Origin of the sequence: Chimaeribacter arupi, assembly GCF_002858805.1 — a bacterium.
Classification (GTDB): Bacteria; Pseudomonadota; Gammaproteobacteria; order Enterobacterales; family Enterobacteriaceae; genus Chimaeribacter; species Chimaeribacter arupi.
Window position 1 is genome coordinate 17,338 of record NZ_PJZI01000048.1, and the last position, 13,257, is coordinate 30,594.

General features: G+C 56.9%; 11 protein-coding genes and 1 pseudogene. 7 read left to right on the forward strand and 5 right to left on the reverse strand.

The genetic code is table 11. From position 1 onward, the window contains the following. The first annotated feature begins 466 nt into the window (after positions 1-466). Positions 467-682 carry a YegP family protein gene (locus tag CYR52_RS20620; RefSeq protein WP_072928076.1) on the forward strand — a complete coding sequence of 72 codons (216 nt, stop codon included), beginning with the start codon at positions 467-469 and terminating at the stop codon, positions 680-682. Positions 683-789: 107 nt separating this feature from the next. Here CYR52_RS20620 and CYR52_RS20625 read toward each other — a convergent pair whose 3' ends face one another. Further along, entirely contained in the window at positions 790-1,227 is a 438-nt protein-coding gene (locus tag CYR52_RS20625; protein ID WP_072928078.1) for a bleomycin resistance protein, read from the reverse strand. Between the two features lie 542 nt (positions 1,228-1,769). Between CYR52_RS20625 and CYR52_RS20630 the strand changes: the two genes are divergently transcribed. The 5 genes from CYR52_RS20630 (at position 1,770) to CYR52_RS20650 (ending at position 7,378) form a co-directional block, all read left to right on the forward strand. Beyond that, positions 1,770-2,288 (forward strand): fimbrial protein, encoded by a 519-nt coding sequence (locus CYR52_RS20630; protein WP_206605024.1) that lies wholly within the window; start codon positions 1,770-1,772, stop codon positions 2,286-2,288. Positions 2,289-2,383: 95 nt separating this feature from the next. Further along, complete coding sequence (locus tag CYR52_RS20635; protein ID WP_101829337.1) at positions 2,384-3,085, forward strand: fimbria/pilus periplasmic chaperone; 702 nt, start codon at positions 2,384-2,386, stop codon at positions 3,083-3,085. A 47-nt stretch (positions 3,086-3,132) separates the two neighbouring features. After that, the gene (gene lpfC / locus CYR52_RS20640; protein ID WP_101829342.1) at positions 3,133-5,715 is read left to right on the forward strand and encodes an outer membrane usher protein LpfC; all 2,583 of its coding nucleotides are present in this window, start codon (positions 3,133-3,135) and stop codon (positions 5,713-5,715) included. Positions 5,716-5,751: 36 nt separating this feature from the next. After that, positions 5,752-6,810: a fimbrial protein gene (locus CYR52_RS20645; RefSeq protein ID WP_165699105.1), complete on the forward strand. Its 1,059-nt coding sequence runs from the start codon at positions 5,752-5,754 to the stop codon at positions 6,808-6,810. Positions 6,811-6,814: 4 nt separating this feature from the next. Continuing rightward, a complete protein-coding gene (locus CYR52_RS20650) occupies positions 6,815-7,378 on the forward strand; it encodes a fimbrial protein (protein ID WP_072928085.1) in 564 nt (187 codons plus the stop codon). Positions 7,379-7,461: 83 nt separating this feature from the next. On the opposite strand, the gene CYR52_RS20655 is transcribed toward CYR52_RS20650, so the two are convergent. Beyond that, entirely contained in the window at positions 7,462-8,652 is a 1,191-nt protein-coding gene (locus tag CYR52_RS20655) for a sugar transporter (protein ID WP_072928087.1), read from the reverse strand. A gap of 387 nt (positions 8,653-9,039) precedes the next feature. Here CYR52_RS20655 and CYR52_RS20660 point away from each other — a divergent pair, with 387 nt between their 5' ends. Beyond that, positions 9,040-10,005 carry a sulfonate ABC transporter substrate-binding protein gene (locus CYR52_RS20660; protein ID WP_101829339.1) on the forward strand — a complete coding sequence of 322 codons (966 nt, stop codon included), beginning with the start codon at positions 9,040-9,042 and terminating at the stop codon, positions 10,003-10,005. Between the two features lie 52 nt (positions 10,006-10,057). On the opposite strand, the gene CYR52_RS20665 is transcribed toward CYR52_RS20660, so the two are convergent. The 3 genes and pseudogenes from CYR52_RS20665 to CYR52_RS20675 form a co-directional block, all read right to left on the reverse strand. Further along, positions 10,058-11,275 carry an acyl-CoA dehydrogenase family protein gene (locus CYR52_RS20665; protein WP_101829340.1) on the reverse strand — a complete coding sequence of 406 codons (1,218 nt, stop codon included), beginning with the start codon at positions 11,273-11,275 and terminating at the stop codon, positions 10,058-10,060. Continuing rightward, complete coding sequence (locus tag CYR52_RS20670; protein ID WP_072928320.1) at positions 11,272-12,732, reverse strand: MFS transporter; 1,461 nt, start codon at positions 12,730-12,732, stop codon at positions 11,272-11,274. The genes CYR52_RS20665 and CYR52_RS20670 overlap by 4 nt, the downstream gene beginning before the upstream one ends. 206 nt (positions 12,733-12,938) lie before the next feature. Then, positions 12,939-13,257: pseudogene (locus CYR52_RS20675) on the reverse strand (5,10-methylene tetrahydromethanopterin reductase); the annotation flags it as partial.

Below are 13,257 nucleotides of genomic sequence, written 5' to 3' on the forward strand. Positions count from 1 at the left end.
CTCCTTCTCATGGTAAGAGGCAGCGAGTGAACGGGTAACTTTCAGTAAACTTTTTTACCCGGCCGCGATATCTGTTTTCCCTGGTATAAATGCAGCACATTGATAAACGTGCTGTATTAATCATCACGCCTTTCCTGACGCCAGGTGTGTATTCCGTAGTTATCCCTTGAAATAAGTATAACGACGCCCTTTTTACTGCAAAAGCGCGCGGCCATAATTTAACAGCCACAATGTTTTTTTATGTTTATTTTTAGAAAAATGAGGGGATCTTTGTTATTAATGATATCCACCGCAAAAAGATAAACAGTCTCATTTTTTCTCAAAACATATTAGCCGTGCTTTTCAATCAAAGAAAATGACGCCATCCTATGTTCACCGCTTCGCTTCCCGTTATTTCACAACATTGCAAGTGTGGCATGACCGGTGAGGGGAGCGGGTATGTGAATGACCAGACTGAAGGAATATCATGAAACAGCAATCTTTATCTTATTTCTATATTTACCAGGATACGCGGCAGACATGGAATTGGCGGCTGATGTCGCGGGGCGGGCGGGTTATTGCAGTTAACCCTGCCGGATATGATGATCTCAACACCTGTAGGGAGGACATTAAACAGATGACGCTTGATGCGGGGCTGGCCGTGTGTGTAGGGGACAATCACTATATGAGGCTGACCATGTAATTTTGCTGAACAGAATACTGCATCGCCGATACAGTATTCCTGATAACCCTACGCGGCTTTCAGTGCCGCAACGCCGGCAAACGAGAGGGGCAACTTAACCCTCATTTTTAGACTGACGGGGGTTCTTCCCCCATAAATTCGCAGAACCTCAGCAGATATCCGTCCGGGTCCTGCACTAAAAATTCACGCTGGCACGCCTCTGTTTCGCCAATCAGATAACGGCTCTCCTGTACGTCCCGGTAGAGCGTAACGCCATTGGCGGCGAGGTTGGTCAGCAGCGGCGTCAGGGAATCGACTTCAATTTGCAGGTTGATACCCCGCCCCAGCGGCCGTGCCAGCGTGGCCACATTCCAGCCCTGCGTGTGGAAGGCTTCCAGCATCAATTGTGCCTCGCCCAGGCACACATAAGCAAAATCAGGATCGTCCCGCCGTACCCGGACATGGAATCCCAGAATACGTTGGTAAAAATCCAGCGACTGGGCGAAATCCATGACCGTGAGCTCCGGCACCATTTTGTTCCAGTACGTTTCATTGTCTGTGGCCACACTGTTCTCCTTGTGAAAGGTTTATTTGCTTATCACTTTGCGCTGCCAATATAAACGCATTCTTACCCGGCGGTAAATGCCCAAGCGGAATAAACGCCCGTAAAGAAGGATGAAACGGCACATAAATAACCATTTCTATTAAGCATTGAATTAATGGATAAGCAAATAAATAGGAGGCTTATTTTTACAGCCGGCGCACCCTGTTTTTATGGGTTAAAAAACACCCTTAAAACATATAGATTATTGATCAATTTAAGATTATGTATTTTTTCAGTTAATGATTTGCACTTACTGCGCGCACTTACGTCTCATATATTTTTTCGATCATTCAACTTTGATTGATCCATCAGGCAAATAAAAGCACCAAGAGACAGTAAAATCAATACATTAAAAACAATTAAGTGAAAATAATATAAACATTAAAAATCTGTAAATTGATATGTCGCCTCTCTTATTTAAGATGCCTGTGACTTCTCCACCCCGCTTTCCCAAAACGGGTGAGCGTGTTTTCTTTATATTGATTACTCATGGGATTTTTAAAAATGAAGAAAGGATTTTTTGTTTCTGCCGTTACCGCCCTGGTGGTAAGCCACTCCGCTTTTGCTGCAGATATCGGAGACGGCACCATTCGTTTTAAAGGCGAGATTGTTGATGCGCCTTGCGTGGTGTCCGCGGATTCCCAAAACCAGGAAATCAATCTGGGCCAGGTGAAATCCACGACATTAGCCACAGCGGGGGATAAATCCCCGGCAAAACCCTTCCAGATTAAATTAGAAGAGTGCGATATCACCAGCAAAACCAAGGTGAAGGTGCAATTCAACGGCCTTGCCGACGCAGATGGCCGCTTGCTGGTGAATAATGAAGCCGGGGCGGCCACGAATGTGACCATTGGTCTTTTCGACAAAGCGGGCGCGGATATTAAAGTCGGCACCGCCACCGCAGAAGAAATACTGAGAGAGGGCCAGCACGTGCTCTATTACTCCGCGGCTTATGTCAGTAAAGGCAGCGCAACGCCGGGTTACGGCAACAGCCAGGTTGATTTCGATGTGACCTACAACTAATTACGCAAGGCGCACCTCTATCAGGTGAATCGCTGTATTTTGCGGGCGGCATCTTCTTTTCATACCGCCCGTTTCTTTTTATGCCGGGCGCAACCATGAAATTGACCAAAAAACTCCTCTGCTCTTTTTTATGCCTTCTCCCCCTTGCGCAAACTGCTTACGCCGCCGGGGGCATCGCCATGAGTGCCACGCGCGTGATTTATCAGGCCGATAAAAAGGAAGCCGCGCTTACCGTCAGTAACCGCAACCCGAAAGAAGCGTTCCTGATCCAGACCTGGGTTGAAGACGCGGGCGGCAATAAAAAAACCCCCTTTGTGATTACGCCGCCGCTGTTCCGCCTCGACCCGGCTAAAGACAATGTGCTGCGTATTGTGCATCTCGGTACGCCGTTGCCGCAGGATCGGGAATCCGTTTACTGGGTGAATGTGAAGGCCATTCCGTCTACCCCGGAAGCCGGCCAGAGCAAAAACGTGCTGCAAATTGCCGTGCGTACCCGGCTGAAGCTGTTCTACCGGCCGGCCGGGCTGACGGGCAATGCCAATGAGGCCTACCGCCAGTTGACGTTCACCCGCCAGGGCGACCAGGTGGTGATCCATAACCCCACGCCTTACACCATGTCGTTTGATCATCTCGCGTTTGATGGCCGGGATGCCGGCCACGTGCCGATGGTGCCGGCCAAAAGCCAGGTAAGCCAGCCGCTGCCTGCCGGTATGCAGAGCGTCGCCAACGTGACTTATTCGGTGATCAATGATTTCGGGGCCTCAAGTGACTCCTTGAATCAGCCGGTTAAATCCTGAATGTCTTCCTTTTCTTTCTTACCTGAGTGACCTTCACCATGCAGCGGATGCACAAACGCCCACACCCGGCCCTCTGTCAACTTTTTATACGTTCGGCCCTGGCGGTACTGGTCGCCGCTGCCTGTCACACGCAGGCCGCGCAGTTTAACCCTCGCTTTCTGGAAGATGTCGGTACCGGCAGCGCACTGGCCGATTTGTCGATTTACGAAGGTGCCACCGGGAAGCAACTGCCGGGCAATTACCGGGTAGAGATTATCGTTAATGAGCGTAAGCATGAGGTACGCGAGCTGGCATTCAGCGCCGCGACGGCCGCCCAACAGGCCGCCGGTGAATCCCTGATGCCCTGCCTGAGCCGTGTGCAACTGGCGGAAATGGGCGTGCGGGTCGGGAGTTTCCCGGCGCTGGAGGCGTACCCGGCAGAGGCGTGTGCGCCGTTTACGGAGCTTATCCCCAACGCCGCCAGCCATTTTGATTTCAACACTCAGACTTTAATCCTCAGCTTCCCCCAGGCGGCGATGGTGCAGACCGCCCGCGGCACGGTGCCGGAAAGCCGCTGGGATGAGGGCATCCCGGCGCTGCTGCTGGACTACAGCTTCTCCGGCAGTAACGGGCGCACCGACACCGACTACCAGGAGAACCACTACACCGATGAGTGGGGCCGTGAGCATGATGACAGCAGCGGCGGGCGCAGTTACAGCAACGGCTACTATTTCAACCTGCGCAGCGGCGTTAACCTCGGCGCGTGGCGCTTGCGCAATAATTCCACCTGGAGCCGTTACGACGGGCAGACCAGCACCGATAACCTCGGCACCTACCTCACGCGCAATATTGTGCCGCTGAAAGCCGACCTGACGTTGGGTGACACCTACACCGCCGCCGATGTGTTTGACAGCGTGCAATTCCGCGGGGTGCAGCTCACCTCGGATGATGAAATGCTGCCGGACAGCCAGCGCGGCTTTGCGCCGGTGGTGCGCGGCATTGCCCGCACCAATGCGGAAGTGGTCATCGAGCAGAATGGCTATGTGATTTACCGCACCTTTGTCCAGCCGGGCGCGTTTGAGATTACCGATCTCTACCCGACCTCCAGCAGCGGCGACCTGACGGTGACCGTCAAAGAGAGCGACGGCCGTGAGCAGCGCTTTATCCAGCCGTTTGCGGCCGTCTCCATCCTGCTACGCGAAGGGCAGTTGAAATACAGCGTCAGCGGCGGTGAATACCAGGGCGGGAACTATGAGTCCGGTAACCCGCAGTTCGTCCAGGGCCATGCGATCTATGGCCTGCCGCACGGCATTACCGCCTATGGCGGCACCCTGTTTTCTGAAGACTATAACGCCCTCGCGCTGGGCGCGGGCATTAACCTGGGTGACATCGGGGCCATCTCGCTCGACGTCACCCAGGCAAAAAGCGATCTGGGTGACGGCCGCGACGAACAGGGCCAGTCTTACCGGTTCCTGTATGCCAAAAGTTTTGCCGACAGCGGCACTGATTTCCGCCTGCTGGGCTACCGCTACTCCACGCAGGGCTATTACAGCTTCCAGGAAGCCACCGACGTGCGCAACCACGCTGACAGCGACTATGCCCGCTACCACCAGCGCAGCCAGTTACAGGGCAATATCACCCAGCAGATGGGGCGCTACGGCTCGGTCTATTTCAGCATGAACTTACAGGATTACTGGGGCGATGATGATACGCAGCGCTCGGTCAGCGGCGGCTATAACGGCCGCATTGGCGCAGTGAGCTGGGGCATGGCCTACAGCTATACGCGCTCGCCGGACTATGACGACGCCGACCATCTCTTCTCCTTTAACGTTTCGGTGCCGCTCGGGCAGGCCTGGAGCTCCTACCGTATGACCAGCGATCTGCACGGCCGCACCAACCATCAGGTCGGGCTGAGCGGCACCGCGCTGGAACAACGTAACCTGAACTGGAGCGTGCAGGAGGGCTACGGCTCAGACGGCGTCGGCAACAGCGGCAATGCTTCGCTCGGCTACCAGGGCAGCAAAGGCAACATCGATCTCGGCTACAACTATTCGCGTGACAGCAACCAGGTGAATTACGGCCTGCGCGGCGGCGTGATCGTCCACAGCCAGGGCGTGACGCTGTCACAACCGTTGAGTGAATCCATGATTCTGGTGAACGCGCCGGGTGCCGCGGGCACCAGCGTCAGTAATAACAGCGGCGTGGCGCTGGACCACTTCGGCAATGCCATCATTCCGTACGCCACCCCGTACCGGGAAACCGAGGTGTCGCTGCGTACCGATACGCTGGGCGACAACGTCGATCTCAGCGAGCCGATCCAGTACGTAGTGCCGACCCGCGGCGCAGTGGTGCGGGCGCAGTTCACCACGCAGGTGGGCTACCGGGCGATGGTCAGCCTGAGCCGGGCGGATGGCAGTGCGGTGCCGTTTGGCGCGGCCGCCACGCTGGTACAGAAAGAAAACGTGAAAACCCCACAAAGCGGCATCGTCGGGGAAGCGGGCCAGCTCTATATGAGCGGCCTGCCGGAAAAAGGCACCCTGACGGTGAGCTGGGGCAAAGAGGCCGGGCAGCAATGCAGTGCACCCTATCAGGTGCCGCCTTTAGGCGCGGAACCTGTTGCCGTGGTCACCCTGACGGCGCAATGCCGATAACGCTGCAAGCCGATAACTATGCAAAAGGTGAAAACAATGAAGTGGAAAACAGGCGGTACGCTGGCGGCGCTGGTTACCGAGTTGCTGCTGCTGAATGGTTCGGCAAGGGCAGAGGATGGTTGGGGGGCATGCTGGCCGAAGAATGGGCCAAACCTGTTCTCTGCCACGATAGATAAGCCCCTTGACCCGGAAAAAAACTACGCAGGCGCGTTATACCCTTCGGCCTTTAGCTGGAATCACTCGGCCACGTACAAATTGTTATGTGATTGCCCTACCGATACGTCCCAGCACAGATATACTTATTTTAAAGCAGAGCCTAATTACAGCTTGCCTATTGGGCATGAAGAAGGGTTTTATCAAATCAATGAAAACCTCGAATTTGCAGCTTATATTAGTGTAGGTAACCGCGGCCAGTTTAGAGCGCCTTTTCAGGACATCCCTAATTCATCGGATAACCGTTCCGGCTGCCCTGAGACCAATGCAGACTGGGGGTCGGGTTATAGAGGACATCTCGATATTTATATTAAAAAGCCTTTTGTCGGCGAAAAAGTCATCCCGTTAACTACCCTCGTCTCAGTCTGGGCGACAAAACAACCCGGCGTTTATAAAGACGATCTTCCGGTCACCATCATGCAAATTGAGGGGCGGATTGAGATTCCGATGGGGTGTGAAATCCCGGCTGGTTACAGCACCCAAATTGATTTTGGTGACTATAACGCCAGGGATTTCAAAAACAGAACCGGTAATGTTCCGGTGAATGCCCGTGCCATTGAAAAGAAACTGGACTTCAAATGCAATAATATTTCTGAGCATTCCACAATTTATTTAAAACTTGAAGCGACGCCTAACCCCAATAATCCGATGGCGATTGATATGGGTAACCCTGATATTGGGGCCGTCATCCTGCGGAAAGAGAGTAATATGCCTATCCGCCCTGGTACTAACGATAATGTGGAATTGACGACAACATCCACTGACGGTATTAACCGTTATTCCAGCGTGACGTTAAGAGCTTACCCCATCAGCACCACCGGCAAAATTCCGCAGAGCGGTGAATTCGAAGGCATTGCCACCCTCAGCCTGGATGTGGAGTAACGGGATGAAACAGATAACACGCGCCCTGCTGGCGGCCTGTGCCGTCGCCCCGCTGCTCTCGCCGGCCTCACAGGCGGAGATGGCCCATATCGGTAAACCCGGCGAGCTGCATTTCAGCATCCGCATTATCCAGGGCACCTGCATCCTGGCGGACAGTATGCTGGAGGTGGATCTCGGCACGCTCTACCTGCACCGTAGCCGGGGCGACAGCCAGGGCAACGATACGCCCGGCACCGTGCTGGGTGAAAAACCGTTCGCGCTGGAGCTGGAAGAGTGCGGTGACGTGGCACGCGCGTACGTCAAAATGGATGGCGAAGCCGACGGTGACGACGATACCCTGTTTAAACTCAGCGGCGGCGCACGCGGTGTCGCGTTGAAACTCAGCACCGCCGCCGGGCAACAGCAGCGCCCTCAGCCACTCTCTGCCGCAGAAGCAGGGATGCAGTGGAACCTCGTCAAAGACCAGAACAACCGGCTGGATTACGTGGCACAGTATGTCGTCACCCAAAATAATCCGCAGGCAGGCCACGCCGATGCACTGGTGAATTTCTCGATTACCTATGAATGAGGCCGCTGAGGTGGCTGCCTGCCCCATAAAAAATCCCGCTGAACGCAGCGGGATTTTTTTATATCACGTTAAAACAGGTGCGGTCAGCGACGCGTAGCCTGTTTGCGCAGATAGAGCGCCAGCAGGATAAAGGTCAGCAGCCCAATCGCCGCGCCGGTTTCGCCGATGTCGCCCAGCGAGGAGAACAGGATGATCTGGTTGCCGAGCAGCGCGCCGAGGCCAATCCCCAGGTTCACGATGGATGAATAAATTGACATGATGATGTCCGGCGAATTGGCGTCCGTCGCCAGCACTTTCACCTGGAATGACAGGTTTACCATCATGATCGCCATGCCCCAGAACACGCTGAGGATCAGCATCTCCAGCGCACTGGTCGCCACAAAATTCAGCAGGAACATCGAGACGGTGATCAGCGCAACCGACAGCATCAGCAGCGCGGTGGTGAACCGCTCGCCCATAAAGCCGAACAGCAGGCTGCCGAGAATGCCCGCCCCACCGAACACCAGCAGCAGCAAGGTGGTAAAGCCATCGCCCATCTGGCCGATCTCTTTGATATACGGCTCAATATAGCTGTATGCGGTGTAGTGCGCGGTGAACACCAGCGCGGTGAAGAGGTACAGGCTGAGCAGCATCGGCCGGCGCAACAGGGTCGGCACGCTTTTCAGCGAGGCATGGTGCTCACTCGCCAGCGGCGGCAGCAGTTTGTAGAGCATCACCAGCGTCACGACGGCAGACACGCCAATCGCGACGAAGGTCATCCGCCAGCCAAGCAACTGGCCGATAATCCGCCCCAGCGGCAGGCCGAGCACCATCGCCAGTGCCGTACCGGTTGCCAGCATACTCAGCGCCTGGGTTTTCTTGCTCGGCGGGGCGACACGGATGGCGATCGATGCGCTTATCGACCAGAAAATCGCGTGCGCCAGCGCAATGCCGATGCGCCCGGCCACCAGTATCCAGAAATTCCACGCCAGCACCGACAGCGCATGGCTGAGGATGAACACCACGAACGTCCAGAGCAGCAGGGTCTTGCGCTCTACCTTGCTGGTGACCAGCATCAGCGGCAGCGACATCAGCGCCACCACCCAGGCATAGATGGTCAGCATCCAGCCCGCCTGCGCGGTATCGATCTGGTAGGTTTGTGCGATGTCGGTCAACAAGCCCACCGGCACAAATTCCGTGGTGTTAAAAATAAAGGCGCTGATGCTGAGCAGAAGCACGCGGGACCACTGAACGCGGCGTGAAGTCTGGGGGAGTTCCGAAATGGTGTCAGTCATGATGCAATTTACGCGTCCTACGCTGAAGTGAACAAATATTTTGAGACTTTCATCGCAAAATTATAATGATTTTATTGAAGTCTAGACACAAGAATGTATCGCGGCAACCTGTGATAGCGCATTGATCTTAAAAAAGAGAATGCCGCAAAATCGCTGAAAAAGTGTGCCGTCCGGCACAGTATGATCTGATGCGCCCTGCTCCTGCCGTTTCGCCATGATTTATCCATTTCCCAGCTAACCAAATCCACAAAAAGCATTTAATCATTAGGCATATATTATTCCGATAAAGCCGTTTTCAATTCAGTGTCAGCTCGTCAGGATGGGGGCATTCCGTGCGGCGCAATGGCATTGGCACGGTCACCCTGATCCCTGAGATGAGACGAAAACATGCGTAAAAAAGGATTCCCTCTTCTGTTCAGCGCGGCGGCCATTGGGCTGGCGCTGGTCGCCTCTTCTGCCGTGGCCGCAGAGAAACCCGAGACCGTGAATATCGGCTACCAGAAAGCCAATATCTTCGCGCTGCTGAAATACCGCGGCACGCTGGATGAGGATTTCAAAAAACAGGGGATTAAGGTGCGCTGGGTAGAATTCCCTGCCGGGCCGCAGATGCTGGAGGGGCTGAACGTCGGCAGTATCGACCTGGCGGCCACCGGCGATGCACCGCCGACCTTTGCCCAGGCGGCGCAGGCCGATCTGGTTTACCTCGGCCACTCCCCGGCGAACCCGAAAACCGAGGCGATTGTGGTGCCGGAAAACTCGCCGATTAAATCGGTGGCCGATCTGAAAGGCAAGCGCGTGGCGCTCAACAAAGGCTCGGATGTGAACTACCTGCTGGTCAGCGCACTGGAAAATGCCGGTCTGAGCTACAAAGAGATCACGCCGGTCTACCTGCCGCCCAGCGATGCCCGCGCCGCGTTCCAGCGTGGCTCGGTGGATGCCTGGGTGATCTGGGACCCGTTCTACGCGGAAGTGGAAGCCCATGCCAACGCCCGCCTGATCAAGGATGCCGAAGGGCTGGTACCGCACTACACCTTCTACCTGGCCAGCCGCAAATTTGCTGACCACTACCCAGACACCGCCAAACAGGTGGTGGATGAACTGGCGACCCTGAGCACGTGGGCAAACAGCCACCCGGATGACGCGGCAAAAATCCTGTCGCAATCCACCGGGCTGGAACAGGCCATCTGGTCACGGGCGCTGGCGCGGATGCCGTTCGGTGCCGAACGCATGACGGCGGAGGTGTTCACCCAGCAACAGGCGCTGGCGGATAAATTCACCCAGATTGGCCTGCTGCCGGTCAAGGTGGATGTACGCAGCGCTACCTGGTCACAGGACGCCGCGCTGAAGAAGTAAGACCACGTCGAAAAAACAAGATCGCGGGCGGCCACCCGGCCGCCCGTTCTGCTTAGCCGCCGTTGCCTATCTGCCAGACAAACACCGGCTCCTTGCCGTTCACTTCCCAGTTCCCCACGTTGCGGAGTTTATAGATAACCGGGTTATGTGACGCCACCGTGCGCGCATTGCGCCAGTGGCGATCCAGTGCCTTGCTCAGCCGGGTATCAGACGCCCCCAGCGCGTTGAACAGCTCGGTGGCGGCGCGCGGCACCAGTTCAGTGGCGATCGCCTGCGCTTTGGCGGCGTCAATTTCTGCCGCTATGTTCAGCGCCTGTTTCAGCGCCTCATCCCCTGACAGATGCGCCTCATACGCCTGTTGCAGCGAGTGCGTGGCCTGCAACACCGTGGCCTCGGTGGCGAACGCCCAGGAGGCGATCTGCCCGACCACCTGCAACACCTGCGCATCCTCGCGCACCTGCCCGGCGTTGCCGTGGCTGTAAACCCGGCGGCGCTGCTGTACCTCTTCTTTCACGTCCCGCAGCACTGCCCGCGCAATCCCGGCCAGCGTCGCCAGCAACACGTGCTGATAAAACGCGGTCTGGTAGCGGAACCGATCCGCAAAGTCATACACATGCTCCTGCTCCACCTGCGCCGCCTTAAACCGGGTGGTGCCGCTGCCGGTCAGCCTCTGGCCGAAGCCGTCCCAGTCATCCAGCCGCTCCACCGCGGCCTGATGGGTGCTGACCAGCGCAATCACCGCGCTGCCGGTATCGCTGCGCTGTGCGAACACATCGATCCAGTCCGCAAACAGCGTGCCGGTGCTGTAAAACTTCTCGCCGTCCAGTTGCCAGCCCTCACCTTGCGGCGTGACTTTGGTGTTCACCTCGCCGAGTTTGACATTGCCGATCTCCGTCCAGCCGCTGCCGACAATCTCGCCGTCAATAAAACGCCGGAACCAGCGATCGCGCGCCGGGGAGTCGGGCTGGTTAAGCTGGTCTTCCACAAACGCCACATGCGCCCGCAGGGCTTGCGGCAGGTTGGAGTCCGCCTCCGCCAGTTCAATCAGCAAACTGGACAGTTGCGGCAGTGATGCCCCAAACCCGCCTTTCGCCTGCGGGATGCGCACCGTGCCGAACCCCGCCTCTTTCAGCCACTGGATCGGGGCTACCGGCAGTGTGCGGTGATGTTCGCGCTCCCGCGCGCCCTCAGCAATGCGGGCAAACACCGGGCGGAAATGCGCCGCCAGCGCCGCGTAATCTGTACCGGTTGAGAGTAATGGCGTGCTCATAGAGATTCCCCTTCAGGTTGGTGATCGTCAATGTCATGGCGGGTCGGCTCAAAACGCACCACCAGCAGAAAAATAATTGGGATGATGGCGCTGAGCGACACCACCCAGAACATGTTGGTGCCGAGCGAAGCTTGCAGGATCGGCAGCACAAACAGCGCCAGCGCACTGCCGATGCCGGAGAGCGAGCGGCTGAAGCCGACGCCGGTGGCGCGGATCGAGGTCGGGTAAGAGAGCGCCGGGTAGATCATCAGCTGCGCGCCGGGGCCGAACCCTTCAGCAAACAGCCAGAGGCCCAGCATCAGCACCGCAAAACCGATGCCCAGCGCAGCCTGCGGGTGGCCAATCAGCGCCAGTGCCACCAGCGCAATAAATTGCAGGGCGAAACCGGCAATCGCCACGTGGCGTGACGGGTATTTCCACGCCAGCCGCATCCCGAGCAGCCCGCCGGTAAAGGCAAACAGCGCATTCAGCCCCAGCGAGGCGGAGATGGTTTCAAACACCCCGGCACCCAGGAACTGCGCCAGAATCGACGGCAGGAAGAAGGCGATGGCGGTGTACTCAAAAGAGATACAGACGTTCATCACCCCAGCGACAATGGTGCGTTCCCGGTAAGGCTTCTCAAACAGCACGCGGAAACTGACTTTCGGCGCGGCCACCTTTTTCACCTGTGGGGCAGCGGGTTGTGCCTCATGGGCATGGATGCCGTAGGAGTCACGCAGGATGCGCACCGCCTCTTTCAGGTCGCCCTGACTGGCGGCCCACAGCGGCGACTCGTTCATAAACCGGCTGCGTACCGCGATGATCAGCAGCGCCGGCACCGCCCCGAACAGCAGCGAAGCACGCCACAGCCAGTCGAGATGCTGTTCCGGCAGCAGGAAATAGAGGCCGAAAATGATGAAGAAACAGACGGAAGAGGCGGCGTACCACATCGGGCACCAGGCCGCGAGGCGCGAGGCTTTATTGGCCTTGCCGCTGAATTTGGAGAACTCCGCCAGGTAGGCCATCGCTACCGGCAAGTCGATGCCGACGCCGATGCCCATCAGGAAACGCGCGCCGATCAGCACCCAGACGTTGGGTGCCAGCCCGGCAGCCACCGCCGACACCACAAAGAACAGCATATCGGCCATAAATACCGAGTAGCGGCCATATTTGTCGGTGAGCCAGCCACCCAGCAGGTTACCGACGATGGTGCCGATCATAATCGACGAGGTGACCAGCCCAGTCAGGGTCGGCGTCAAATTGAATTCGCGCACTACATCATCAATGCCGTAAGAGAGTGTGGTGAGGTCATAGGCGTCGAGAAATACCCCGCCCAGCGCCAGAAACACGATCATGCGGGCATAGCTGTTTTTGTCACTGCGGGTGTTGATCAACCGGGCCACATCACTGGCAGAGCTGACCGGCGCAGAGTGTGGCGGCGGCACCGCCAGGCTGTCATCAATCGGTATGGTGCTCATGGCATCCTCTGTTGTTTTCAGGCAGGTGAGGAGACCGTTATAAAAGTTACCGGCTGACATCACAAACAACAAAAACTGCTTTTAAATACTGATAATTCAAAAAGATAGCGCAGATTCCAGCCAGCAAAAATACCGGGTCAGCCTGCGCGGACCCGGTAGGGGAAACCTGTTTATCTCACCGGGGGCAAGCTTACGCCCCCCAGGTGTTATGCCGCCGTGACGCTGTCACGCACGCTGCGGCGATACCCTGCCGCCGGGTGCGGTGCGGCCAGCCGCGGCCCCTGGCCGAAAAGTTTTTCGCGCATCGTACCGGGGGCATAGTCACGCTTATACACGCCGCGTTTTTGCAGCTCCGGGATCAGCAGTTCCACCACATCGGTAAACGTCTCATGCGTGACGGCGTAGGCCAGGTTGAAGCCGTCCACGTCGGTTTCGTCCACCCAGCTTTGCAGCTCATCGGCCACGGTTTCCGCACTGCCCACCAGCAGCGGGCCAAACCCGCCGATGCCGACCCAGTCCGCCAGC

Bases quoted from the DNA above. Each gene is read 5' to 3' on its own strand.
- CYR52_RS20665 (WP_101829340.1), bottom strand. From the start codon at position 11,275: ATGAGCACGCCATTACTCTCAACCGGTACAGATTACGCGGCGCTGGCG.
- CYR52_RS20655 (WP_072928087.1), bottom strand. From the start codon at position 8,652: ATGACTGACACCATTTCGGAACTCCCCCAGACTTCACGCCGCGTTCAG.
- CYR52_RS20645 (WP_165699105.1), top strand. From the start codon at position 5,752: ATGAAGTGGAAAACAGGCGGTACGCTGGCGGCGCTGGTTACCGAGTTG.
- CYR52_RS20670 (WP_072928320.1), bottom strand. From the start codon at position 12,732: ATGAGCACCATACCGATTGATGACAGCCTGGCGGTGCCGCCGCCACAC.
- CYR52_RS20660 (WP_101829339.1), top strand. From the start codon at position 9,040: ATGCGTAAAAAAGGATTCCCTCTTCTGTTCAGCGCGGCGGCCATTGGG.
- CYR52_RS20650 (WP_072928085.1), top strand. From the start codon at position 6,815: ATGAAACAGATAACACGCGCCCTGCTGGCGGCCTGTGCCGTCGCCCCG.
- CYR52_RS20630 (WP_206605024.1), top strand. From the start codon at position 1,770: ATGAAGAAAGGATTTTTTGTTTCTGCCGTTACCGCCCTGGTGGTAAGC.
- lpfC (WP_101829342.1), top strand. From the start codon at position 3,133: ATGCACAAACGCCCACACCCGGCCCTCTGTCAACTTTTTATACGTTCG.
- CYR52_RS20635 (WP_101829337.1), top strand. From the start codon at position 2,384: ATGAAATTGACCAAAAAACTCCTCTGCTCTTTTTTATGCCTTCTCCCC.
- CYR52_RS20620 (WP_072928076.1), top strand. From the start codon at position 467: ATGAAACAGCAATCTTTATCTTATTTCTATATTTACCAGGATACGCGG.